Origin of the sequence: Burkholderia sp. F1 (genome assembly GCF_050813845.1) — a bacterium.
Taxonomy (GTDB): domain Bacteria; phylum Pseudomonadota; class Gammaproteobacteria; order Burkholderiales; family Burkholderiaceae; genus Burkholderia; species Burkholderia ubonensis.
The window spans coordinates 1228354-1252569 of record NZ_CP172421.1 but is presented as its reverse complement, the minus strand read 5'-3'; the positions used below and the strand labels follow the sequence as shown (position 1 = coordinate 1252569).

Annotated in this window: 24 protein-coding genes; 3 read left to right on the top strand and 21 right to left on the bottom strand. The window is 67.4% G+C overall.

Annotated elements, in window-relative coordinates; all coding sequences use genetic code 11:
* Window positions 1-51 precede the first annotated feature (51 nt).
* From rnc to ACFIMZ_RS06050, 17 genes are all read right to left on the bottom strand, one after another.
* A complete protein-coding gene (gene rnc, locus ACFIMZ_RS06130; RefSeq protein WP_431821846.1) occupies window positions 52-1272 on the bottom strand; it encodes a ribonuclease III in 1221 nt (406 codons plus the stop codon).
* Between the two features lie 153 nt (window positions 1273-1425).
* Window positions 1426-2319, bottom strand: a complete 894-nt coding sequence (lepB, locus tag ACFIMZ_RS06125; RefSeq protein WP_431821845.1) for a signal peptidase I — start codon at window positions 2317-2319, stop codon at window positions 1426-1428.
* Between the two features lie 16 nt (window positions 2320-2335).
* A complete protein-coding gene (lepA, locus tag ACFIMZ_RS06120; RefSeq protein WP_431821844.1) occupies window positions 2336-4129 on the bottom strand; it encodes a translation elongation factor 4 in 1794 nt (597 codons plus the stop codon).
* Window positions 4130-4263: 134 nt separating this feature from the next.
* Window positions 4264-4500, bottom strand: a complete 237-nt coding sequence (locus ACFIMZ_RS06115; protein WP_431821843.1) for a glutaredoxin family protein — start codon at window positions 4498-4500, stop codon at window positions 4264-4266.
* Between the two features lie 10 nt (window positions 4501-4510).
* Window positions 4511-5980, bottom strand: coding sequence for a DegQ family serine endoprotease (locus ACFIMZ_RS06110; RefSeq protein WP_431821842.1), 1470 nt, complete (start codon window positions 5978-5980; stop codon window positions 4511-4513).
* 17 nt (window positions 5981-5997) lie between these two features.
* A complete protein-coding gene (locus ACFIMZ_RS06105; RefSeq protein ID WP_431821841.1) occupies window positions 5998-7053 on the bottom strand; it encodes a MucB/RseB C-terminal domain-containing protein in 1056 nt (351 codons plus the stop codon).
* Window positions 7054-7057: 4 nt separating this feature from the next.
* Complete coding sequence (locus tag ACFIMZ_RS06100) at window positions 7058-7678, bottom strand: sigma-E factor negative regulatory protein (protein WP_431821840.1); 621 nt, start codon at window positions 7676-7678, stop codon at window positions 7058-7060.
* Window positions 7679-7762: 84 nt separating this feature from the next.
* Window positions 7763-8362 (bottom strand): RNA polymerase sigma factor RpoE, encoded by a 600-nt coding sequence (gene rpoE, locus ACFIMZ_RS06095; RefSeq protein WP_010091835.1) that lies wholly within the window; start codon window positions 8360-8362, stop codon window positions 7763-7765.
* A 91-nt stretch (window positions 8363-8453) separates the two neighbouring features.
* On the bottom strand, window positions 8454-8855 hold the full coding sequence (locus ACFIMZ_RS06090) for a hypothetical protein (protein ID WP_431822432.1): 402 nt from the start codon (window positions 8853-8855) through the stop codon (window positions 8454-8456).
* Window positions 8856-8929: 74 nt separating this feature from the next.
* A complete protein-coding gene (gene fabF, locus ACFIMZ_RS06085; protein WP_431821839.1) occupies window positions 8930-10162 on the bottom strand; it encodes a beta-ketoacyl-ACP synthase II in 1233 nt (410 codons plus the stop codon).
* Between the two features lie 150 nt (window positions 10163-10312).
* The gene (acpP, locus tag ACFIMZ_RS06080) at window positions 10313-10552 is read right to left on the bottom strand and encodes an acyl carrier protein (protein ID WP_004197638.1); all 240 of its coding nucleotides are present in this window, start codon (window positions 10550-10552) and stop codon (window positions 10313-10315) included.
* A gap of 143 nt (window positions 10553-10695) precedes the next feature.
* On the bottom strand, window positions 10696-11445 hold the full coding sequence (fabG, locus tag ACFIMZ_RS06075; protein ID WP_431821838.1) for a 3-oxoacyl-ACP reductase FabG: 750 nt from the start codon (window positions 11443-11445) through the stop codon (window positions 10696-10698).
* Between the two features lie 39 nt (window positions 11446-11484).
* Window positions 11485-12417, bottom strand: a complete 933-nt coding sequence (gene fabD / locus ACFIMZ_RS06070; RefSeq protein WP_431821837.1) for an ACP S-malonyltransferase — start codon at window positions 12415-12417, stop codon at window positions 11485-11487.
* Window positions 12418-12513: 96 nt separating this feature from the next.
* On the bottom strand, window positions 12514-13503 hold the full coding sequence (locus tag ACFIMZ_RS06065; RefSeq protein ID WP_431821836.1) for a beta-ketoacyl-ACP synthase III: 990 nt from the start codon (window positions 13501-13503) through the stop codon (window positions 12514-12516).
* Window positions 13504-14610, bottom strand: coding sequence for a phosphate acyltransferase PlsX (plsX, locus tag ACFIMZ_RS06060; protein ID WP_431821835.1), 1107 nt, complete (start codon window positions 14608-14610; stop codon window positions 13504-13506).
* Window positions 14611-14734: 124 nt separating this feature from the next.
* On the bottom strand, window positions 14735-14914 hold the full coding sequence (gene rpmF, locus ACFIMZ_RS06055; RefSeq protein ID WP_431821834.1) for a 50S ribosomal protein L32: 180 nt from the start codon (window positions 14912-14914) through the stop codon (window positions 14735-14737).
* Between the two features lie 95 nt (window positions 14915-15009).
* Window positions 15010-15645, bottom strand: coding sequence for a DUF177 domain-containing protein (locus ACFIMZ_RS06050; protein WP_431821833.1), 636 nt, complete (start codon window positions 15643-15645; stop codon window positions 15010-15012).
* 186 nt (window positions 15646-15831) lie between these two features.
* Here ACFIMZ_RS06050 and ACFIMZ_RS06045 point away from each other — a divergent pair, with 186 nt between their 5' ends.
* Window positions 15832-16461 (top strand): Maf-like protein, encoded by a 630-nt coding sequence (locus ACFIMZ_RS06045; RefSeq protein WP_431821832.1) that lies wholly within the window; start codon window positions 15832-15834, stop codon window positions 16459-16461.
* Window positions 16458-17180, top strand: coding sequence for an SAM-dependent methyltransferase (locus ACFIMZ_RS06040; RefSeq protein WP_059834542.1), 723 nt, complete (start codon window positions 16458-16460; stop codon window positions 17178-17180). The genes ACFIMZ_RS06045 and ACFIMZ_RS06040 overlap by 4 nt, the downstream gene beginning before the upstream one ends.
* A gap of 75 nt (window positions 17181-17255) precedes the next feature.
* Here ACFIMZ_RS06040 and ACFIMZ_RS06035 read toward each other — a convergent pair whose 3' ends face one another.
* The 4 genes from ACFIMZ_RS06035 to ACFIMZ_RS06020 are packed head-to-tail and all read right to left on the bottom strand — an operon-like array spanning window position 17256 to window position 20328.
* Complete coding sequence (locus tag ACFIMZ_RS06035; RefSeq protein WP_431821831.1) at window positions 17256-18248, bottom strand: S49 family peptidase; 993 nt, start codon at window positions 18246-18248, stop codon at window positions 17256-17258.
* Window positions 18249-18260: 12 nt separating this feature from the next.
* Complete coding sequence (locus tag ACFIMZ_RS06030; RefSeq protein WP_010091823.1) at window positions 18261-18662, bottom strand: Rieske (2Fe-2S) protein; 402 nt, start codon at window positions 18660-18662, stop codon at window positions 18261-18263.
* Entirely contained in the window at window positions 18659-19318 is a 660-nt protein-coding gene (locus tag ACFIMZ_RS06025) for an HAD-IA family hydrolase (protein WP_431821830.1), read from the bottom strand. Before ACFIMZ_RS06025 ends, ACFIMZ_RS06030 begins: the two co-directional genes overlap by 4 nt.
* 5 nt (window positions 19319-19323) lie before the next feature.
* Window positions 19324-20328 carry an RluA family pseudouridine synthase gene (locus ACFIMZ_RS06020; protein WP_431822431.1) on the bottom strand — a complete coding sequence of 335 codons (1005 nt, stop codon included), beginning with the start codon at window positions 20326-20328 and terminating at the stop codon, window positions 19324-19326.
* 719 nt (window positions 20329-21047) lie between these two features.
* Here ACFIMZ_RS06020 and ACFIMZ_RS06015 point away from each other — a divergent pair.
* Window positions 21048-24137, top strand: coding sequence for an Rne/Rng family ribonuclease (locus ACFIMZ_RS06015; protein WP_431821829.1), 3090 nt, complete (start codon window positions 21048-21050; stop codon window positions 24135-24137).
* Window positions 24138-24216: the final 79 nt, after the last annotated feature.

Genomic DNA, 24216 nt, shown 5'->3' with positions numbered 1-24216 from the left:
GAGACAGGTTCGGAACCGGCCGCGCGGCGCGCGGCACGATCGATGGGCAATTCAGTGGCCGGCATCGGCCACGCGCGCCGGCGCAGCGGCGAGGCTCGTTTCGCCGGACGACGCGTCCTGGCCGGGCGTCACTTCGCGCGCGCGCGGCGCGGCGCGCTCGGCGGGCTTCTCGGCCTTCTCGGCCGCGTGAGGCGCAGAGTCGGCGCGGTCGGCAGGCTTGTCGGCTGCACGCGGCGCGGCATCGGTTCGCTCGATGGCCTTGTCGGCGGGTTTCGGCACGGCATCGGCGCGGTCCGCGGGCTTGTCCGTCGCCGGCTTCGCCGCCCGCTCGGCCTTGTCCGCACCGTGCTCGACATGCGCGGCGCGAATCGCGGCCACCGGCGCCTGCGCCGCGCGCTCGACCGCCTCCGCCACGCTGCTCGCGGCTGCCGGGGCCGCCGCGGCCTTCGCTTCGGCGCGCGCCGCGGCGCGCTCCTTCCGCTCGGGCGAGCGCAGGTCGAGCGCTTCCTGCACGCCTTTCACGCCGGGCACGATTTCCGGCTCCACATGCTTGGCCGCGCGTGCGTTCTTCGAACGTTTCGGCTTCGCGGCCAGCATCGGCGCGGCCGCAACCACTTCGTCGAGCGCCTTCTTCGCGGCGGCCTGCTCGGCCGCGCGACGGCTCGCGCCGGAACCGGACACCTTGACGTCCAGCTTCGGCACCGTGCATTCGACCTCGAACTGCTGATTGTGCGCCGCACCATGCGTCGCGACGACCGTGTAGGTCGGCAGCGCGATCTTGTGCCCCTGCAGGTATTCCTGCAGCAGCGTCTTCGCGTCCTTGCCGAGCGTGCGCGGATCGATGTGATCGAGAATCGGGATGTAGAGCCGCTTGATCACCCCTTGGGCGGCTTCGAAGCCGCCATCGAGAAACACGGCCCCGATGATGGCTTCGAACGCGTCCGCGAGGATCGACGGCCGGCGGAACCCGCCGCTGCGCAGTTCGCCCTCGCCCAGCCGCAACCCGTCGGAAATATTCAGGGCCTGAGCAATTTCATACAGCGACTGCTGTTTGACGAGGTTCGCCCGCACCCGCGACAGGTCGCCTTCGTCCAGCTTGCTGAAACGCTGGAACAAAAGAGCGGCCACCGCGCAATTGAGAACGGAATCGCCGAGAAACTCGAGCCGCTCGTTGTGCGTGGCACTGTGACTGCGATGGGTCAAAGCCTGGCGCAGCAATTCCGCATTGCGAAATTCATAGCGCAGCCGGCTTTCCAACTGAGATAGGGGCATGTGCAGGAGTATAACGCGGGCGCCGGTCGCGCCGAAACGACGCAGCCGGCCCCGAAAAGGCATGACAAAGCGGTGTTACCGCCGGTTCTTAAAGTAGTTCGGCAATACGCGGCGCGGCCCGGGCGTCGCGTGTTGCGCGTGCATCGATCGGGATCAGTTGAAGGAGCCGATCCGCTTCAGGTCGCCGAAGTTCATCCAGATGAAGAACGCGCGGCCGACGATGTTCTGGTCCGGCACGAAGCCCCAGTAGCGGCTGTCCGCGCTGTTGTCGCGGTTGTCGCCCATCATGAAGTAGTGGCCCGCCGGCACCTTGCAGATCACGCCGCGGCTGTTGTACGTGCAATTGTCGCGATACGGATAGTCGTACGCGCCCATCACGAACGGCGGCACTGCAGGGTTGTTGAGGATCGCGTTCTTGCGGCCGCCGAGCGACTCCTCGAACTGCTTCGCGTAGTTCTGCCGCTCGTCGTCGAAGAAGTCGGCCAGCGGCGTCTCGGGCACCGGCTTGCCGTTGATCGTCAGCTGCTTGTCCTGGTAAGCGACGGTGTCGCCCGGCAGGCCGATCACGCGCTTGATGTAGTCGACCGACTCGTCCTTCGGGTAGCGGAACACGACGACGTCGCCGCGCTCGAGCGGACGGCCTTGCGTGAGCTTCGTGTTCGTGACCGGCATGCGCAGGCCGTAGTCGAACTTGTTGACGAGGATGAAGTCGCCGACGAGCAGCGTCGGAACCATCGAGCCCGACGGGATCTTGAACGGCTCGACGATGAACGAACGCACGACGAACACCGCGAGGATCACCGGGAAGAAGCTTGCGGTGTACTCGAGCCACCACGGCTGGCGCAGCTTCTCGTCGCGCAGCTTCGAACGGGTCTGCACCGCGTTCTCGTCGGCGAAGCGCTTCTCGATGCGCGCCTGCTGCTGATCGAACGCGTCGACTGCCGCGTCTGCCGCCCGCCGGCGCTGCGGCAGGAACACCATCTTGTCTGCAACCCACGCCACGCCCGTCAATGCGACGAGCACAAAAAGAATCAGCGCAAAATTCATAAAAGGATCAGTCCTGTTATTTGTCTTCGACGCGCAAGATCGCCAGGAACGCTTCCTGCGGAATCTCGACCGAACCCACCTGCTTCATCCGCTTCTTGCCTTCCTTCTGCTTCTCGAGCAGCTTCTTCTTCCGCGTGATGTCGCCGCCGTAGCACTTCGCGAGCACGTTCTTGCGCAGCGCCTTGATGTTCTCGCGCGCGATGATGTGCGCGCCGATCGCGGCCTGGATCGCCACGTCGTACATCTGGCGCGGGATGATCTCGCGCATCTTCGCGGCGACTTCGCGGCCGCGGTACTGCGACTGCGAACGGTGCACGATGATCGACAGCGCATCGACCTTGTCGCCGTTGATCAGCATGTCGACCTTCACGACGTCCGCCGAGCGGTATTCCTTGAACTCGTAGTCCATCGATGCATAGCCGCGCGACACCGACTTCAGGCGATCGAAGAAGTCGAGCACGATCTCGGCCATCGGGATTTCGTACGTGAGCTGCACCTGGCGACCGTGGTACTGCATGTTGATCTGCACGCCGCGCTTCTGCTCGCACAGGGTGATCACCGAACCGACGTAGTCCTGCGGCATGTACAGGTTCACGGTGACGATCGGCTCGCGGATCTCGCCGATCCGCGCGGGCTCCGGCATCTTCGCCGGGTTCTCGACCATGATCGTCGCGCCGTCGCTCTGCACGACCTCGTAGACCACGGTGGGCGCGGTCGTGATGAGGTCCATGTCGAACTCGCGCTCGAGCCGCTCCTGCACGATCTCCATGTGCAGCAGGCCGAGGAAGCCGCAGCGGAAGCCGAAGCCGAGCGCCTGCGACACTTCCGGCTCGTACTGCAGCGACGCGTCGTTGAGCTTCAGCTTTTCCAGCGATTCGCGCAGCGCGTCGTACTGGTTCGCCTCGACCGGGTACAGGCCCGCGAACACCTGCGGCTTCACTTCCTTGAAGCCCGGCAGCGGCTCGGCGGCCGGCTTGGTCACATGCGTGACCGTGTCGCCCACCTTCGCGGCGTTCAGTTCCTTGATGCCGGCGATGATGAAGCCCACCTGCCCCGCCGACAGCGACTCGAGATTGCGCGACTTCGGCGTGAACACGCCGATGTGCTCGACCGGGTACTGCGCGCCGGTCGCCATCAGCTTGATCTTTTCCTTCGGACGCAGCGTGCCGTTGACGATGCGCACGAGCATCACGACGCCGACGTAGTTGTCGAACCACGAATCGATGATCAGCGCCTGCAGCGGCGCGGCCGGATCGCCCTTCGGCGGCGGCACCTTCGCGATCAGCGCTTCGAGCACGTCCTCGACGCCGAGGCCCGTCTTCGCGCTGCAGCGCGTCGCGTCCATCGCGTCGATGCCGATCACGTCCTCGATCTCCTCGATCGCGTTCTCGGGGTTCGCGGCCGGCAGGTCGATCTTGTTCAGCACCGGCACGACCTCGACGCCCAGCTCGATCGCCGTGTAGCAGTTCGCGACCGTCTGCGCCTCGACGCCCTGGCTCGCGTCGACGACGAGCAGCGCGCCTTCGCACGCGGACAGCGAGCGGCTGACCTCGTACGAGAAGTCGACGTGCCCCGGAGTGTCGATCAGGTTCAGGTTGTACACCTTGCCGTCGCGCGCACGATACGACAGCGCGGCAGTCTGCGCCTTGATCGTGATGCCGCGCTCGCGCTCGATATCCATCGAGTCGAGCACCTGCGCTTCCATTTCACGGTCGGCGAGCCCGCCGCATACCTGGATGATGCGATCCGCGAGCGTCGACTTGCCATGGTCGATGTGCGCGATGATCGAGAAATTGCGAATATGATCCATTCAGTGCCGATCAAGCGAAAAAGGCGCGCTCGACGACCGCGGAGCACGCCTTGTAAGTCGGTGAAAAAACAGCCTATTTTAGCCGAAAAGCCCCCCCGACGGGCGGCATTTTGGCGACCGGCCGCCGCCGGGCCTCAGCGCCGGGCGGCCAGCGCGTTCCGCACCCGCATCTCGTCGAAGCGGTGACGACACACTTCCGCGCCATCCAGCAGCAGCACCGGCACGTCCTCGTCGTAGCGGGCGACGAGCGCCGCGTCCGCGTCGACGTCGACGTAGTCGACCGCGACGCCGAATTCGGCCGCCACCGGCGCCAGTGCGTCGCGCATGTCGTCGCACAGGTGGCACCAGCCGCGGCCGTAGAGCGTGAACATCGCGGGCGCGTTACTTCTGGCGCGGACGCAGCGGGAAGAACTGCGTATTGTCGCCGCGCCGCACCAGCACCGCGACCGCCTTTTGCGGATCGAGCTGGGCGGTGACGTCGGCGAACTGCTTCGCGCTCGTGATGTCGGTGTCGCCGACGCGCAGCACGATGTCGCCGCGCTGCAGCCCCGCGCGCGCCGCCGGACCGTCGACGCCGTCGACCTGCACGCCGCTCTTCAGCTTCAGCGCCTTCAGCTGGTCGGCCGGAATGTCGCTGACCGTCAAGCCGAGCGCATTGCTCTGGCGCGGCTTCTGCGGCGGCTTCTTGCCCGGATCGGCCTTCGCGGCCGTATCGGCCGGCGTCTCGGCGATCGTGATCGGCAGATCGCGTGCCTGACCCTTGCGCCACACGTTGATCGTCGCCTTCGCGCCCGGCTTCGTGTCGCCGACCATGCGCGGCAGATCCGACGCCGTGTCGACCGGCTTGCCGTTGAACTTCAGGATGATGTCGCCCGGCTGGACGCCCGCCTTGTCGGCCGGCCCACCCGGCTCGACGCTGCTGACGAGCGCGCCTTCCGCCTTCGGCAGGCCGATCGAGTCGGCCACGTCCTTCGTCACCTCGCCGATCGCCACCGCGATCCGGCCGCGCGTGACCTTGCCGCTCGCCTTCAGCTGGTCCGCCACGCGCATCGCCTCGTCGATCGGGATCGCGAACGAGATGCCCATGAAGCCGCCCGTGCGGCTGTAGATCTGCGAATTGATGCCGATCACCTCGCCCTGCATGTTGATCAGCGGACCGCCGGAGTTGCCGGGGTTCACGGCCACGTCGGTCTGGATGAACGGCAGGTAGTCGCCCGTGTTGCGGCTCTTCGAGCTGACGATGCCGGCCGTCACCGTGTTGTCGAGGCCGAACGGCGAGCCGATCGCGACGACCCACTCGCCGACGCGCACCTTGTTCGAATCGCCGATCGCGACGACCGGCAGGTTCGACGCCTGGATCTTGACGACCGCGACGTCGGTGCGGTCGTCGACGCCGATCAGCTTCGCCTTGAACTCGCGCTTGTCGGTCAGCGTCACGTAGATCGTGTCGGCGTCGTCGACGACGTGCGCATTGGTCATCACGTAGCCGTCGGCCGACACGATGAAGCCCGAACCGACGCCGCGGTTCTGCTCGGTGTCGGGCGGGTTGTCTGGCTGGGGCGCATTCTTCGGGTTGCCGGGCGCCTGCGGCAGCGGAATGCCGAAGAAGCGGCGGAAGAATTCCGACATGTCGCCATTGTCGAAACCCGGCGGGAGCACGCCGCGCGGGCCGCCCGACGGTACGTTGGCAGTCGTCCGGATGTTCACGACGGCCGGCCCGACCTTTTCGACCAGATCGGCGAAATCGGGAAGGCTGGCGGCGGGCGCCGCCGCCGCGGAATGCGGCATGAGCGGCAGGCAAGCCGCCACCGCCGCAACGGCCAGCCATTTGCGCAGCGTGAGTTTCATCATGTCGGAGACGAAAAGCGTTACTTGGAAGCCTTGTATTCTATGGCAGACGCGAACTGTTGCAACGTGGCCGGCGGCACTTCGCCGAGCACGGTGATCCAGTAGCCCCCGCGGCGCTTGACGAGTACGTGCGTCGCGCCGGTGCTGCCCGCGCCTTCCTTGCGCGTATTCTTCTCGGCCGGCTCGACGAACACCGAGACCGTCGCGAGCCCGTCGGTAAAGACGGCCTGATCGACCGGAATCGGCGGATCGCCCGCATCGCGCGCGGCCATCGGCCGCCGCACCTCGCGGATCTTCTGGAAGCCGGCGATGCTTGGCGCGAGCTGCCAGCCCTGCGCCTCCATGTCGACCGGCGCAACCGGCGGGCGCACGACCGTCCAGCCGCTCAGGTTGCGCATGCCGGACATGATCGCCGACTTGTCGGCCGCGCCCGCGCCACCCATCTGCAACTGGGAGAACGCGATCTGCTCGAGCACGTGGTCGCTCGCATCGAGCGTCTGCGAGCGCAGCAGCAGGCCGGTGCGGGCGTCGGCCCACAGCTTGTAGGTGAAGCGGTACCCGTCCTTCGGCGCCAGCTCGACGACCTGCGCATCGAGCCCCGCCACGCGATCCTTGCCGAGCAGCTTCGCCTCGTAGACCGACATCACGTGCTCGCCGCTCGCGCCGAGCAGCGCGGGGAACGAGTCGCGTGCCTGCCGGCGCTCGACGACGCACAGCTTGCGCTCGGGCACGAACGTGTACAGCTCGTCGTTATGTCGCAGCAGCTTGCGGGGCTTGCCGTCGAGACTCTCGATCCGCTCGAATTCGCCGTCGCGGGACGCAACGTGCGCGATCCGCGACGACTGCACGTATCCGCCGCGCTGGTAGACGAACGTGCCTTCGTAACTCTGCTGCTGAGCCGCCTGCTGGATGCGGTCGAGCCAGTCCGCGGCGGCCTTGCGGGTCGCGACGGGATCGTCCGGCTGCTGGGCGTTGGCGTGAAGGGATTGAACGGACAACAACGCGGCTGCGCAAAGCAGGAGGGCCGGCAGCCGCTTCCATCCGGAGATGGCGTGATTCAACCGCAATGTCCGCATCGGGTTATTGGCTTGGCGTCGTCGTGGTCACGGCAGCGCGAATCAGCGGCATCGAGCCCGTGACGACGGGCTGCTGCGCGAATTGCTGATGCGCTTCAAGGTATTGGTCGAGGCTTGCGTCGCGGATGATGTTCGCCTCCTGCAGCCCCTGCTGCGACGGCGCCTGCGCGACCGTCACGCGTTGCAGTCCATTCTGCTGCGGCGCACCGGCCGATGCGACCTGGACGGCGCCCGGCGCGCCGGCCGTCTGCATCTGCGGGACGACGATCCACGTCAGCGTCGCGGCGGCCGCGGCAACCGCGAAGGCCGGCACGACGCGCCGGCGCAGCGACAGCAGCCTGCGGGAAACCGGCGCGGCAGCCGGCGCGAGCAGGTGCGGCTCGGCTTCGAGTCGCACCGACAGGCGCGCAGTGAACGACGCGCTCATCGCCGGCGCCAGCGCCAGCTCGTCCGAGCGCAGCGCGTCGCCGATCAGGTGGTAGTGGGCCCACGCAGCGCGATCCGCGCGGTCGAGCTCAGCCAGAAACTGCCCGTGATCCGGGCCGTCGGCCATTTCGCCGTCGACCAGAGCGGAAAGGCGTTCGCCGCGCGGGCACGCCTGCGACTGCGTATTGACCGACCCCATGATGCTCCCCATCTTGCACACCCCGTCGTGACTTCACGACTCTATCGTAACTAGACCCCGACCGCGCCGGTCCGCCCGATGCGCTTACCAGCGCTTGCCTTCGGGCGTATCGAGCAGCGGACGCAATTTTGCCGCGATTGCCTCGCGTGCCCGGAAAATCCGCGAGCGGACCGTCCCGATCGGGCAGCCCATCATTTCCGCGATTTCCTCGTAGCTCAGGCCTTCGATCTCGCGCAGCGTGATCGCCTGGCGCAGCTCCTCGGGCAGAACGGCCATTGCAGCATTGACCGTCTCGGCAATCTGCTTGCTCATCAACATCGACTCAGGCGTGTTGATATCCCTTAGTTGGTCTGCATCGGAGAAAGTTTCCGCCTCCTCGGCATCCGCCTCGGTCGAGGTCGGCGCCCGGCGGCCCTGCGTCGCAAGGTAGTTCTTCGCCGTATTCACGGCAATCCGGTACAACCACGTGTAGAACGCGGACTCGCCGCGGAACTGCGGCAGCGCGCGGTACGCCTTGATGAACGCGTCCTGGGCCACATCCTCGACCTCGGCGGGATCCCGCACAAGGCGCGAGATCAGCCGAATGATCTTGCGGTGGTATTTGGAGACCAGGAGTTCGAACGCCGCCTTGTCGCCTTTCTGTACGCGCTCGACCAGAACCTGATCGATTTCTTTTTCACTCACCTGACAAATCCGTTAACTAGGGATGCAACGCGGAAGGCTATTGTAGCGTTCCCGCGTCGGCCGCTGGTTACGATGCGTAACGGTCGCGCGGTCACGCCGACCGCGCCGCCGTCGCGGTTCTCGCCAGCACGGACAGCGTGCTGAACGACGGCGCGTCGAGCGCGTCGGCCGGAATCAGCAATGGACGCGTGCGGCGCCCGCCCTGCCCGACCGACAGCACGAGCAGCAGGCTGCTCCAGTGAGCGTAACCGGTCACGCGGCCGCGCGCGAGCAATTGTCCGGCGCGACCGAATGCCGCAACCTCGCCGAGCACATCGATCCGCACCTCGGCCGGCAACCGTCGCGCGCAAGCACGGGCCGCGCCGCATGCCAGCAGCGCCGCCGTCGCAGCCATCGCACCCGCCCCGGCCGCGACGCCGGCGCGCGGCGCGACGAACAGGTGCACCGCAACTGCAGCCGACGCGACGAAAACGGCAAGCACCACGTACAACACGGCCGAGGCCCGCAGCGCAAAACGCTGCGGACACCCGGCCGTGATTCCGACAGGATTCGTCAAGCGATTCCGCCTCAGGCGCGCTTGAACACCAGCGTGCCGTTGGTTCCGCCGAAGCCGAAATTGTTCTTCACGGCCACGTCGATCTTCATGTCACGTGCGGTGTTCGCGCAGTAATCGAGATCGCACTCCGGATCCTGGTTGAAGATGTTGATCGTCGGCGGCGACACGTTGTTGTGCAGCGCCAGCACGGTGAACACCGATTCGAGGCCGCCCGCGCCGCCCAGCAGGTGGCCCGTCATCGACTTCGTCGAGTTGACGACGAGCTTGTATGCGTGGTCGCCGAACGCGGCCTTGACGGCATCGGATTCGTTCTTGTCGCCCAGCTGCGTCGACGTGCCGTGCGCGTTCAGGTACTGCACCTCGTCCGGGTTCATGCCGGCGTCGCGCAGCGCTGCGACCATGCAGCGGCGCGGGCCGTCCATGTTCGGCGCGGTCATGTGGTACGCATCGCCCGTCATGCCGAAGCCCGCGACTTCCGCGTAGATCTTCGCGCCGCGTGCCTTCGCCGACTCGTACTCTTCCAGCACCATCACGCCTGCGCCCTCGCCCAGCACGAAGCCGTCGCGGTCCTTGTCCCACGGACGGGACGCGGTCGCCGGATCGTCGTTGCGGGTCGACAGCGCACGCGCCGCCGCGAAGCCGCCGATGCCGAGCGGCGACACCGTCGATTCGGCGCCGCCCGCGACCATCACGTCGGCGTCGCCGGCCTGGATCAGGCGCGCGGCGAGACCGATGCTGTGCAGGCCGGTCGTGCAGGCCGTGACGGCCGCGAGGTTCGGGCCCTTCAGGCCGAACATGATGCTCAGGTGGCCCGAGATCATGTTGATGATCGAACCCGGCACGAAGAACGGCGAAATCCGGCGCGCACCTCGATCGACGTAGGTCTGATGGGTATCCTCGATCATCGGCAGGCCGCCGATGCCGGAGCCGACCATGACGCCGATGCGTTCCGCATTGGCTTCGGTCACTTCCAGCCCGCTGTCCCTGAACGCCTGCACGCCGGCGGCAATGCCGTAATGAATGAAGGTGTCCATGCTGCGGGCTTCCTTCGCCGGGATGTACTCCTCGGCGCTGAAACCCTTCACCTCGCCTGCGAAATGCACGGCCAGGTTCGACGAATCGAATTTGGTGACGGTGGCGATGCCGGACTTGCCGGCCACGAGATTGGCCCAGCCGTCGGCAACACTATTGCCAACAGGCGAAATCAGCCCCAGGCCTGTAACGACAACACGACGGCGGCTCACGGTAACCTCTTTTCCATTGGATGACAAAAACAAAAGCCACAGCGGCCACAGGAACCAGCCCTGCAAGCCCTGTGGCTGTTACTCCGTCCGGCAAGGATGCCGGCAGGATGGCGCGTCAAATGCGACAGTCGCGAAAAGCGCGGACAGCGCTTACGCCTTGACGTTTGCGCGAGCGTAGTCGATCGCTTGCTGAACCGTCGTGATCTTCTCGGCTTCTTCGTCCGGGATTTCCATGCCGAACTCGTCTTCCAGGGCCATCACCAGCTCGACGGTGTCGAGCGAGTCGGCGCCCAGGTCGTTCACGAACGAAGCTTCGTTCTTGATCTCGGCTTCTGCGACGCCCAGCTGCTCAGCGACGATCTTCTTGACACGTTGTTCGATATTGTCCATTACCCCTCCGAGGGAAAGTTCAGATTTACAAGTGCGCGCATTTTATCAGGTTTGCTGCCGGCCAAAACGCGCGTTGGCTTGATGGTCGATCAAGCGCCGATCCGCCAATAACCGGATACGGCGCGGATGGTAAACGAAAATCCTTACGACATGTACATGCCGCCGTTCACGTGCAGCGTCGTGCCGGTGATGTAACCGGCCTGCGGCGATGCGAGGAACGCGACGGCATGGGCGATGTCTTCCGGGCTGCCGAGGCGGCCAAGCGGAATCTGGGTCTTGAGCGCGGCCTGCTGTTCTTCCGGCAGCGTCTTCGTCATGTCGGTGTCGATGAAGCCCGGCGCCACGCAGTTGACCGTGATGCCGCGGCTGCCGATCTCGCGCGCGAGCGCGCGGGTCATGCCCGCGACGCCGGCCTTCGCGGCCGCGTAGTTCGCCTGGCCCGGGTTGCCGGCCGAGCCGACCACCGACGTGATGTTGATGATGCGGCCGCCGCGCGCCTTCATCATCGGGCGCAGCACCGCGCGCGACAGGCGGAACACCGACTTCAGGTTGGTGTCGATCACGGCGTCCCAGTCCTCGTCCTTCATGCGCATCGCGAGCTGGTCCTGCGTGATGCCCGCGTTGTTGACGAGCACGTTCAGCGCGCCGAATTCCTTGACCGTCGCGTCGATCAGCGCTTCGGCCGCCGCCGCGTCGTTGACGTTCAGCACCGCGCCGCGGCCCGTGACGCCCGCTTCCGCGAAGGTCGCGGTGATGGCGGACGCGCCCGATTCGCTCGTGGCCGTGCCGATCACCGTCGCGCCCAGGCGCGCCAGCTCGAGCGCAATCGCCCGGCCGATGCCGCGCGACGCGCCGGTCACGATCGCAACCTGTTTATCGAGAGTCTTTTCCATGGATCGAATATCCGTCTCTGGTGGAAAGGCGCCGCCGGGTCAGGCAGTCGCCAGCTTGAGCGCTTCGTCGAGCGACGCCGGATCGAACACCGACGCGCCCGTCAGGTTGGCGTCGATGCGCTTCGTGAGGCCCGCGAGCACCTTGCCCGGACCGCATTCGATCACGTGCGTGACGCCGATGCCGGCGATGTGCCGCACGCACTCGACCCAGCGCACCGGGCCTGCGGCCTGGCGCACCAGCGCGTCCTTGATCGCGGCCGGATCGCTCACGACCGCGACGTCGATATTGTTGACCACCGGAATCTGCGGCGCTTTCACGTCGACAGTCGCGAGGTAGTCGCGCAGCTGGTCCGATGCCGGCTTCAGCAGCGACGAGTGGAACGGTGCCGACACCGGCAGCGGCAGCGCGCGCTTTGCGCCCTTCGCCTTCGCGATCTCGCAGGCCTTCTCGACGGCCGCCTTGTTGCCGGCGATGACGACCTGCGCCGGCGCGTTGAAGTTCACCGCTTCGACGACGCCCGCTTCCGCGGCTTCGGCGCACACTGCACGCACCGTGTCGTCGTCGAGGCCGAGGATCGCCGCCATGCCGCCCTGGCCGACAGGCACCGCGGTCTGCATCGCCTGCGCGCGGAAGCGCACGAGCGGCACCGCGTCCTTGAACGCGATCGCACCGGCGGCAACCAGCGCCGTGTATTCGCCGAGGCTGTGGCCGGCGACGATCGACGGCGCCGGGCCGCCCGCCTGCTGCCATGCGCGGTAGCACGCGTACGCGGCCGTCAGCATCACGGGCTGGGTGTTGGTGGTGAGATTCAGCTCTTCAGCCGGACCTTCGGCGATCAGCTTGCCGAGATCCTGGTTGAGCGCGTCGGACGCTTCCTGGAGCGTTTCGCGCACGACAGCCAGATCGGCGAATGCATTGAGCATGCCGACCGACTGCGAGCCCTGCCCCGGAAAAACGAACGCAAATTTCATATCGTCCCCAATTGAATCGATTCGGACGGCGCGCGCGAACGGCGCGCCGGATGGGAGCGCGCGCAGCGGGCACGCGCAGCAGTCGCGTGTGACGGATCAGAAGCGGAACACCGACGCGCCCCACGTGAAGCCGCCGCCGACGCCCTCGATCAGCACGTGCTGACCGCGCTTGATGCGACCGTCGCGCACCGCGGCATCGAGCGCGAGCGGAATCGACGCGGCCGACGTGTTGCCGTGTTCGCCGACCGTCACGACCATGCGCTCCTGCGGCAGGCCCAGCTTGCGGCAGGTGCTCGTCATGATGCGGATGTTGGCCTGGTGCGGAATCAGCCAGTCGACCTGCTCGGGCGCGAGGTTCGCCTTGGCGAGCGCCTCGATCGCGACCTTCTCGAGCACGTTGACCGCGAGCTTGAACACGGCCTGGCCATCCATGTGAAGGAACGCGTTGCCGGCGACCACGCCGCCGTTGACGTGGCCGGGCACGCAGAGAATCTCCGCGTAGCTGCCGTCCGCGTGCAGCGCGCTGCCGAGCACGCCCGGCTCTTCGGATGCGGACAGGATCACCGCGCCCGCGCCGTCGCCGAACAGCACGCAGGTCGTGCGGTCCTTGAAGTCGAGGATGCGCGAGAACGTCTCCGCGCCGACGACGAGCGCCGTGCGGTGCTGGCCGCTGCGGATGAAGCTGTCGGCCGTCGCGACCGCGTACGCGAAGCCGGAACACACGGCCTGCACGTCGAACGCGGCGCCGCCGTTCTTGATGCCGAGCTTGCTCTGCAGCAGGCAAGCGGTGCTCGGGAACACGAAATCGGGGGTCGAAGTCGCGACGATGATCAGATCGATCGACTGCGGATCGATATCGGCCGCCTCGATCGCGCGCCGCGACGCTTCAAGCGCGAGGTCGCTCGTCGCGACGTCCGGTGCGGCGAAATGGCGCGCATGGATGCCCGTGCGCGCAACAATCCACTCGTCGCTCGTCTCGATGCCGTCCTTCGCGAGACGATCGGCCAGCTGCTGGTTCGTGACGCGGTCGGGCGGCAGGAAGCTGCCCGTGCCGAGCACGCGGGAATAGAGAGTCGATTGGGCCATTTATGCTTTAGAGGATAGCGCAGCGGAAGGCTCGGCGTGCTGGCCTGCGGCGGGACTCGCCTGGCCTGCGCCGCTCGCGTCATGCCCGGCGTCGCCGAGCGATCCGGAATTATCCGCCATCGCGCGCGCAAGGCGCTCCAGGACGCCATTTTTGACGGCATCATACCCGCGTTTGATCGCCCACTCAAACGCGTAGGCGTCCGCGGAGCCGTGGCTCTTGATCACGAGGCTCTTCAGGCCCAGCAGCGCCGCGCCGTTGTACTGGCGGTGGTCGACGCGCTTCTTGAAGCGCAGCAGCACCGGCAGCGCGAGCACGGCCATCAGCTTCGACAGCAGCGAGCGGCCGAATTCCTCGCGGATGATGTCGGACAGCATCTGCGCGAGGCCTTCGGACGTCTTCAGCGCGACGTTGCCGACGAAGCCGTCGCAGACGATCACGTCGACCGTGCCCTTGTAGATGTCGTTGCCCTCGACGTTGCCGCGGAAATTGAGCGTGCTGGCGCGCAGCAGTTCGCCCGCGCGCTTGATCGTCTCGTTGCCCTTGATGACTTCCTCGCCGATGTTCAGCAGGCCGATGGTCGGCCGCTCCTTGCCCTCGAGCGCCGCCACGAGCGCGTGCCCCATCTCCGCGAACTGCAGCAGGTGCTGCGGTTCGCAATCGACGTTCGCACCGAGGTCCAGCATCATCGTGTAGCCGGTCGGGTTCGGCAACGCGAACGCGATCGCGGGCCGCTCGATGCCGGGCAGCGTCTTGAGCACGTAACGGGAAACGGCCATCAGCGCGCCGGTGTTGCCGGCGGAGATGCAGGCCTGAGCCTGGCCTTCCTTGACTTGGTTGAGGGCGACGCGCATCGAAGAATCCTTCTTCTTGCGCAACGCCACTTCGACCGGATCGTCCATCGCCACGACTTCGGTGGCGGGCACGACGGTCAGCGCAGGGTCATCGAGCGCCTTGCACTTCTTGAGCTGCGCACGGATCGCACTCTCGATGCCGACGAGCATCAGGTGCGCATCGGGGTGCGCGCGAACGAACTTGACTGCCGCGGGAACGGTCACGGACGGGCCGTGGTCGCCTCCCATGCAATCGATTGTGAGCTTTACTGTCATGGAATGCGACGAATTTCAGGCACAAAAAAGCGGCAGTTGAATGCCGCCTTTTTGTTGAGCCAGGAAAGTGTCAAGCGAACCAGTGGTCACGCGAACGGCGATCGCAGCACGCGCGACATGACGCTTAGTCGTTCTTCGTCTTGACGACTTTCTTGCCGCGATAGTAGCCGTTCGGGCTGATGTGGTGGCGCAGGTGCACTTCACCCGTGCTCGGCTCGACTGCCAGCGGCGTTGCCGTCAGGAAATCGTGCGAACGATGCATGCCGCGCTTCGACGGCGACTTCTTGTTTTGCTGGACTGCCATGACTAACTCCTAAAAATTTTCCGGATTCTAACACAGCCCGATCCGGCGCTTGACTACCCTGGCCCACGGCCCTACGCCTTCCCGCGCCACACTGCTCAGTGTTTCTTGTTGCCGTCCCCGCCCTTCTTCAGCGCTTCGAGCGCTGCAAACGGATTCGGCTGTTTGCCTTCGTCCCCGTCTTCTTCGGACGCTTCGCCCGATTCATCCGAGGGACCGCTCGCACCCGACACGAGGCTTTCGTGAACCGCCGGGCAAACCTCGTGCTTGGGCACGAGCGGCAGCGAAAGCAGCAACTCCTCCTCGATCAAGTCGACGAGATCGAACTGGCGGGAGCCCACGATCACATCGGCTTCATCGTCGTCGAGCGGAAATTCTTCAGCTTCTTCTTCGGTCGCGACGACCCGGTACGTCATGTCGACGTCGAACGCCTGATCGCACGGACTCATGCAGCGCTGGCACGTGAGCCACGCATGGCCGTGCAGCGCAAGGCGCAGATACGGCTGCTGCCCCTCGGCGCCATCGTCCTGCAGCTCGTTCTGGGTGAACCCTTCCGCCTGCCAGGTGAAGACCGTGTCGCGATCTGGCGCGTCCGCCGGCACTTCGTTTAACATGCGCGGCAGCTGCGAAAGGTGCACCGCGCCGGCCGCCTGCCGCCCGCTGCGGGCGAATTCGAACAGGTCGACCGCATGCGGATCGAGCGAAACCGCAGGTTTGCCAGAAGAGGTGCTCATGTGCGCTCCTGCGTATCGATCCGGCCGTGCGCCGTGAACTTCCGAAGACCCGGCAGACGCCCAACCAGGAGCCTGCCGATGAAAAGCGGGAAAGCATACCCGTTTTACCTTTTCCGGTCAATCACTTAAGCTTACGCCCGCGCGCGCCGTCGCGTCGCGCCCCGACGACTCATCACCCAACCGACCATGCCGGACACCTTTTGCCGCTCGCCGCGGCTGATTCTCGCCTCCAGTTCCCGCTACCGCCGCGCGCTGCTCGAGCGGCTTGGCGTGCCGTTCGACGTCATGTCGCCCGACCTCGATGAAACCCCGCTGCCCGGCGAGACGCCCGCCGCGACCGCGCTGCGCCTCGCCGGCGCGAAGGCGCGCGCGGTTGCCGCCGCGATCGATGCGCCGGACGGCGTGCTCGTGATCGGCTCCGATCAGGTCGCGACCTTCGACGGCCTGCAGATCGGCAAGCCCGGCACGCACGAGCGTGCGCTCGCGCAGCTCGTCGCGATGCAGGGCCGCGAGGTCGAGTTCCACAGCGCGCTCAGCCTGTACGACAGCCGCACCGGCGAATCGCAGGATGAGGACGTCGTCACGCGCGTGCGCTTCCGCACGCTGCCCGAGGCCGAACTCGACGCCTACCTGCGGGCGGAGACGCCCTATGACGTCGCCGGCAGCGCGAAATCCGAGGGGCTCGGCATCGCGCTGCTCGACGCGATCGACTCGGACGATCCGACCGCGCTCGTCGGGCTGCCGCTGATCGCGCTGACGCGGATGCTGCGCGCCGCGCACTACCCGCTGTTCGCCACCCGCGGAGGCCGCGCATGACGGCCGGCACGCTCTACCTGGTGCCGAACACCCTCGGCGACGGCGACGCATCGATGCTGGCCGCCGTGCTGCCCGCCGCCGTGCAGGCGCAAGCCGGCGCACTCGGCTACTACATCGGCGAAAACGCGAAAACCACGCGTGCATTCCTGAAGAAGATCGGCACGACGCGGCCGATCCAGGAAATCCAGATCCGTGAGCTGAACGTCAACACGCCGGCCGGCGAGATCGACCGGCTGCTCGCGCCGGTGCTGGCCGGCGCGGACGCCGGGCTCGTGTCCGAGGCCGGCTGCCCGGCCGTCGCCGACCCGGGTGCGCTGCTGGTGCGTCGCGCGCACGAGCGCGGCGTGAAGGTCGTGCCGCTCGTCGGGCCGAGCTCGATCCTGCTGGCGCTGATGGCGTCCGGCCTGAACGGCCAGAGCTTCGCGTTCAACGGCTACCTGCCGGTCGACGCGGGCGCGCGCGCGAAGCGGCTGCGCGAGCTCGAGCAGCTGTCGCGCAAGGCGCGCCAGACGCAGATCTTCATCGAGACGCCGTACCGCAATCATGCGATGCTCGACACGCTCGTCGCGACCTGCGCGCCGTCGACGCTGATCTGCGTCGCGGCCGACCTGACGCTCGCGACCGAGACCATCGCGAGCCGCACCGTGGCGGAATGGAAAAAGGCGCCGGTGCCCGATCTGCACAAGCGCCCTGCGATCTTCCTGTTGCTGGCGAACTGATGGCGGAACCCGCCCCGGGCGGGTGGCGCATGGTCGCGCCGGAGCGCCGGGCGCCGCCCGGCGCGGGAACCGACCCTAGCGCAGGCTGAGCTGCGCGCCCGCGGCCAGCGCCTTCATCGCGGCATTGCCGACCGCTGCGCCGAACTTGCGCGCGACGCGGTTCGTCAGGCTTTCCTTCACCGTGTAGTCGACGAGGTCGGGCGCCTTCAGCACGTCGCGCGCGACCGAGTCGGTCGTGCCGAAGCCGTCCGCGAGCCCGAGCTCGACGCCCTTCTCGCCGGTCCAGAACAGGCCCGAGAACATGTCCGGCGTCTCGTGCAGGCGCGCGCCGCGCCCATCCTTCACCGCCTTGATGAACTGCGCGTGCACCTGATCGAGCAGCGCCTGCGCATGCGCGTCCATCTTCTGGGTTTCCGGCGAGAACGGATCGTAGAAGCCCTTGTTCTCGCCCGACGTATGCAGGCGCCGCTGGATGCCGAGCTTGTCCATCAGGCCGGTGAAGCCGAAACCGTCCATCAGCACGCCGATCGAGCCGACGATGCTCGCCTTGTCGACGTAGATCCGGTCAGCCGCCGCCGCGATGTAATAGCCGCCCGACGCGCACATGTCGGTCACGACCACGTACAGCGGCTTGCTCGGGTATTTCGCGCGCAGGCGCTTGATCTCGTCGTAGACCATGCCCGCCTGCACCGGGCTGCCGCCCGGGCTGTTGATCTGCAGCACGACGCCGGCCGTGCCGTCGTCGTCGAATGCGGCGTTGAGCGCCGTGTTGATGTCGTCGGCGTTCGCGTTGACGCCGGCCGCGATCTCGCCGTCGATCGTCACGACAGCCGTGTGCCGGCCGCTCGTCGAGAACTTCGCATCGCTCGAGAAATCGATCAGCGCGAACGCAAGCAGCAGGAACACGCCGAGGAACGCGAAGCGGAAGAAGATCTTCCACCGCCGCGCCGCGCGCTGCTCCTTCACCGCCGCGAGCGCGATCCGCTCGAGCGCCGCGCGCTCCCAGTTCGGTTCGCGGCCGTCGGCACGGGAGGAGGAATCAGGAGGGGTCGTCGGTTGGTCGGCCATGCGTGGTTGTCTTTAGTCAGTCGTGGCGGGACGCAAATCGGCGTCGGGCACCCAGAATACCGCGCGGCCGTCGGGCGTGTCCCGCTCGTCGACCTCGACCGGCCGCAGGCGGCCGCCGCGGCACGGGCCGCCGACGCATTTGCCGGTGTCCGGCGCATAGATCGCGCCATGCGTCGCGCACATCAAGTATAAGCCCGACGATTCGAAGAACTGGCCCTCGGCCCAGTCGAGCTCCATCGGCACGTGCGCGCAGCGGTTCAGGTAGCCGTACGCGCGGCCGTCGTAACGCACGAAGAACACGACGGCCTGCTCGCCGCGCAGCGTCGCGTCGACGCGCACGCCGGCGCCGCCGTCGGCCAGCGCGTCCGACGCGCAGACGCGCACCGCGTCCGGAGCGGGGACGGCGGCGCTCATGCGAACTCGCGCAGCCAGCCGGCCAGCGCCTCGACGTCCGGCGCGACGAAGCGCGGCGCCAGCGCGGCGAGCGCGTCGGCCGAATGCGCGCCGTACGCGACGCCGATGCCGGCCGCGCCCGCGCTGGCCGCCATCTGCAGGTCGTGGGTCGTGTCGCCGATCATCACGGTGCGCGCCAGATCCTGCCCCAGTTCCCGGCACAGTTCCTGAAGCATCGCCGGATGCGGCTTCGAGAACGTCTCGTCCGCGCAGCGCGTCGCGTCGAACAGGCTCGTCAGCTTCGCCTGGTCGAGCGCGCGGTTCAGCCCGACCCGGCCCTTGCCGGTCGCGACCGCCAGCAGGTAGCCGGTGTCGCGCAGCTCCGCGAGCAGTTCGCGCACGCCGGCGAACAGCTCGATGCGCTGGTCCTTGATCAGGTAGTGATAGCGGTAGCGCTCGGCGAGCCGCGGATAGTCGGACGGATCGAGGGTCGGCGCCGTGATCTGCAGCGCGTCGCGCAGGCCGAGGCCGATCACGTAGCGGGCCGCCTCGTCGGACGGCGCGGGCAAGCCGAGATCGCGGCATGCCGCCTGGATGCTGAAGGCGATGTGCGCCGTCGAATCCATCAGCGTGCCGTCCCAGTCGAAGACGATCAGGTCAAATTGCTGTCGTGCCATGCGGTTCAAGCGGTATCGCGCAATGCGCTCAGTTGGTCGAGGAAGCGCCGGCATTCGTCCGGCAGCGGCGCGTCGAACTGCAACGCCTCGCCGGTCAGCGGATGCGCGAGCCGCAGCCGGTGCGCATGCAGGAACATGCGCTTCAGCGACGGCTGCGCGTTCGCGCGCGACAGCGCCTTGTTCAGTGCGAAATCGCCATACTTGGCGTCGCCGGCGATCGGCAGGCCGAGATGCGCGAGGTGCACGCGAATCTGATGGGTCCGACCCGTTTTGAGTTCCGCTTCGACGAGCGCATAGTCGGGCCAGCGCTCGACGAGATTGAACACGGTGTGCGACGGCAGGCCGTCGTCCTGCACGCGCACCCGGCGCTCCCCTTCCGCGGTCGTGTACTTGAACAGCGGCGCCTTCACCGCGCGGCGGCGGCCCCAGTCGGACTGCCACTCGCCGTGCACGCACGCGAAATAGCGCTTGTCCATCCGGTTCTCGCGGATCATCTCGTGCAGGCCGACGAGCGCGGCACGCTTCTTCGCGAGCATCAGGACGCCGGACGTCTCGCGGTCGAGACGATGCACGAGCTCGAGGAATTTCGCCCGCGGGCGCGCCTGGCGCAACTGCTCGATCACGCCGAACGCGACGCCGCTGCCGCCGTGCACCGCGACACCGGCCGGCTTGTTGATCACGAGCATGGCGTCGTCTTCGAACAGCACGTCGAAATGCGCGGGCGGCACGACCGGCGTGTCGGCGCGCGCAAGGTCGGCCGCGGCCATCCGCACCGGCGGCACCCGCACGATATCGCCGCACGCGAGCCGATACTGCGCGTCGACCCGACCCTTGTTTACACGGACTTCCCCGCTGCGCAAGATCCGGTAGATATGGCTTTTCGGCACGCCTTTGCAGACGCGCAACAGGAAATTGTCGATCCGCTGACCGGCGGAACTTTCGTCGATCTCGACCATCGAGACCTGGCCGCTTGCGACCGAATTCTGGGATATTTTGCCTAACTCATTCATACTGAATATAATTTTGCCCAGCCTGACGTAGCGGGCGGCCTGATCGGCCAACCCGGACGGATTGGGCAAGGCGCAAGCGCAAACCGTCATTTTACTTGCGCCGGGGGCTGGCTGCTCGCCCCGAACAAAGAGAAGCAGCAAGTTGCACGCACGGCGCCGGCCGCCGGCAGGGATCACGCCCACAGGCGGATTCGGTCGGCAAGGCGCCGCGGTAACGGAAAGTTGGTTGAAAAGAATTTAATTGGCAGCCGGGCGGCGCGACGCGTCCGACCCGGCTGCCGGTTGCGAAAAACGGCGTTGCGCCCGATTTGGCCCCGCGAAGCGTGCGGGGACTGGCGACGTCAAACCAAGGAAGAACACCCCAGGCGGGAAAGTCGGGCTGGATTCGATACTCCCCGCTGCGGCCCAAGCCGCAGCATCTGCCGCCCGTCGGCGCGCGCGACTTTTTGTGCGCGCCCGCGGCAGTGCCCGGTCTGAGGCTTAGCGCGCTTGTGCAGCGTGCGGAGTGTCGACGCCGTGCTTTGAAGCCGTATTCGCAGGTGCCCTATGGCCGCCGGCCCCGTCGTTCGGGACCCAAGCGCCTCTTCAGGCAATTCTCCCCGCCATCGATCCCGCTCCAGCGTGCTTGTGACAACACAACAAGGCGCGGCCTGTCGTCGTTCCCGCCCTTGCGGCTGACAACCGCGAGGCGCCGGCAGCAGAGCCGCCTGGAGTCGTTCATGAAACGCATGTTGTTCAACGCGACGCAGCAGGAAGAACTGCGCGTCGCCATCGTCGATGGGCAAAAACTCATCGACATCGATATCGAAACCGCCGGACGCGAACAACGCAAAGGCAATATCTACAAAGGCATCATCACCCGCATCGAGCCGTCGCTCGAAGCCTGCTTCGTCAACTACGGCGAAGACCGCCACGGCTTCCTGCCGTTCAAGGAAGTCGCCCGCCAGTACTTCAAGGAAGGCGTCGACATGCGCTCCGCGCGCATCCAGGATGCGCTGCGCGAAGGCCAGGAGCTGATCGTCCAGGTCGAGAAGGAAGAGCGCGGCAACAAGGGCGCGGCGCTCACGACGTTCATCTCGCTCGCCGGCCGCTACCTCGTGCTGATGCCGAACAACCCGCGCGGCGGCGGCGTGTCGCGCCGCATCGAGGGCGACGAGCGCCAGGAACTGCGCGAAACGATGGCGCAGCTGCAGATTCCGGACGGCATGAGCATGATCGCCCGTACCGCGGGCATCGGCCGCAGCGCCGAGGAACTGCAGTGGGACCTGAACTACCTGCTGCAGCTGTGGCGCGCGATCGAAGCCGCATCGCAGAGCGGCCGCTCGGGCGAGCCGATGCTGATCTACCTGGAATCGAGCCTCGTGATCCGCGCGATCCGGGACTATTTCCAGCCGGACATCGGCGAAATCCTGATTGACACGACCGAAATCCACGATCAGGCCCGTGCATTCATGGACATCGTGATGCCGGACAACGTGTCGAAGGTGAAGCGCTACCACGACGACGTGCCCCTCTTCTCGCGCTTCCAGATCGAGCACCAGATCGAGACCGCGTATTCGCGCACGGTGCCGCTGCCGTCGGGCGGCGCGATCGTGATCGACCACACCGAGGCGCTCGTCGCGATCGACGTGAACTCGGCGCGCGCGACCAAGGGCGCGGACATCGAGGAAACGGCGACCCGCACCAACCTCGAGGCGGCCGACGAAGTCGCCCGCCAGCTGCGACTGCGCGACCTCGGCGGCCTGATCGTGATCGATTTCATCGACATGGAATCGGCCAAGAGCCAGCGCGAGGTCGAGCAGCGCCTGAAGGACGCGCTCAAGCATGACCGCGCCCGCGTGCAGATGGGCAAGATCTCGCGCTTCGGCCTGATGGAGCTGTCGCGCCAGCGGCTGCGCCCGGCGCTGTCCGAAGGCAGCCATGTGACCTGCCCGCGCTGCAACGGCACCGGCCATATCCGCGACACCGAATCGTCCGCGCTGCAAGTCCTGCGGATCATTCAGGAAGAAGCCATGAAGGAAAACACCGCGGCGATCCACTGCCAGGTGCCGGTCGAGGTGACCGCCTTCCTGCTCAACGAAAAGCGCCAGGAAATCAACAAGATCGAGTCGCGCTTCAAGGTCGGCATCGTGCTGATCCCGAACAAGCACCTCGATACGCCGCACTACAAGCTCGAGCGCCTGCGTCACGACGACGCACGCCTCGACGATCCGCGCGCATCGTGGAAGATGGCCGAGGAAGCCGCCCGCGAGCTGGAATCGGAAACCGGCTACAGCAAGCGCGCCGCCGAAGTGAAGCCGAAGCAGGAAGCCGCGGTCAAGGGCATCACGCCCGAGCGTCCGGCGCCGAGCCCGGCGCCGCAGCGTCCGGCCGAGCCGACGCCCGCGCCCGCCCCGGTCGCCGCTGCAAGCGGCGGCATCATCGGCTGGCTGAAGGGCCTGTTCGGCATGCAGCCGGCATCCGCGCCGGCTCCGGCTCCGGCCCCCGTGAAGGAGCAGGCCGCCCGCCCGGCCCGCGAGCGCACCGAGAAGTCCGAGCAGCGCGGCGAACGCGGCGGCGATCGCAATCGCAACCGCCGCGGCGGCGCCCAGCAGCCGCAAGGCGGTCGCGACCAGGCCGCAGCTGGCCGTGGCGGCCAGCCGCAGCGTCCGGAACGCGAAGGCAAGGAAGCGCGCGAAGCACGCGAGCCGCGTGAAGGTCGCGAGGGCCGTGGCCAACGCGAGCCGCGCGAGGGCCGCGAGGGCCGCGAGGGTCGCGAAACCCGCGAGCCGCGTGAAAGCCGCGAGCCGCGCGAGCGCGTCGAGCAGCCGGAAGCCGTCGAGGCAGCCGGTCGCGGCGAGCGCCAGGAACGCGGCGAACGTCGCGAGCGCGGCGAGCGCCGCAAGCCGACCCAGCATGCGGCCACGCTCGAAACGGTCACCCGCGGCGAAAGCCATCCGGAACTCGAAGCCGACAAGGCCGATGCCGCCGCCCTGCCGGGCGCCGAGGTGACGGCCGACGCCGAAGCCGGCGCGCGTGACGGCGAGGAACGCCGCCGCCGCCGTCGCGGCCGCCGCGGCGGTCGTCGTGAGCGCGAGGAAGACGGCACGATCGTCGCCCACGCAGCGGAAGACGCCGAAGGCGAAGCCGCTGTCGCACCGGCAGCGGAGCCCGTGGCGCACGCAGCGCCGGTCGCCGAGGCGCCGCACGCGGCAGCACCGGCAGTCGTGGCGGCTGTCGCGGCAGCCGGCGCCGTCGTTGCGGAAGCGGTCGCGCACGCAGAGCCTGCCGCTGCCGACACGCAGCCGGAGCCGGCTCGCGTCGAGCCCGCACCGGCCGTCGCCGCGGTCGAACCCGCCGTTGCGGCGCAACCGGTTGAAACTGCTGCGCCGGTCGCAGCGGCCGAAGCCGGCCCCGCCCCGGTCGCGGTCTCGCCGAACGATGCGCTGGAAGTGCCGGAAGCGCCTGCGGCCGTCGCAGCGCCGCAACCCGCGCCGGTCGCCGAAGCCGCCCCGGTCGCGACTATCGAAGCCGCCCCGGCAGTGGCAGCCGAACCGGTTCGCGTCGAAGCGGCGCCGGCCGAAGCTGCCGTGGCCGCCCCGGTCGTCGAGCAGGCGCAACCGGCTGCTGCCGCGCCCGCCTCGGCCAGCCTGGAGACGGTGCTGACGCAAGCCGGGCTCGTCTGGGTGAGCACGGACGCCGACAAGTTCCGCGCCGCCCAGGACGCCGCCGCGCAGCTCCCGCGGCAGGCTCGCGTGCCGCGTGAGCGCAAGGCGCTGCCGCCGGTCGACACGACGCCGATGCAGCAGGTGGAAACGACGCATCACTGATCGCGTCCGCCGTCACGAAAGCCCGCTTCGGCGGGCTTTTTTACGTCCGGGCTGCGGGTTTTCCGCCCGCAGCCCGCCC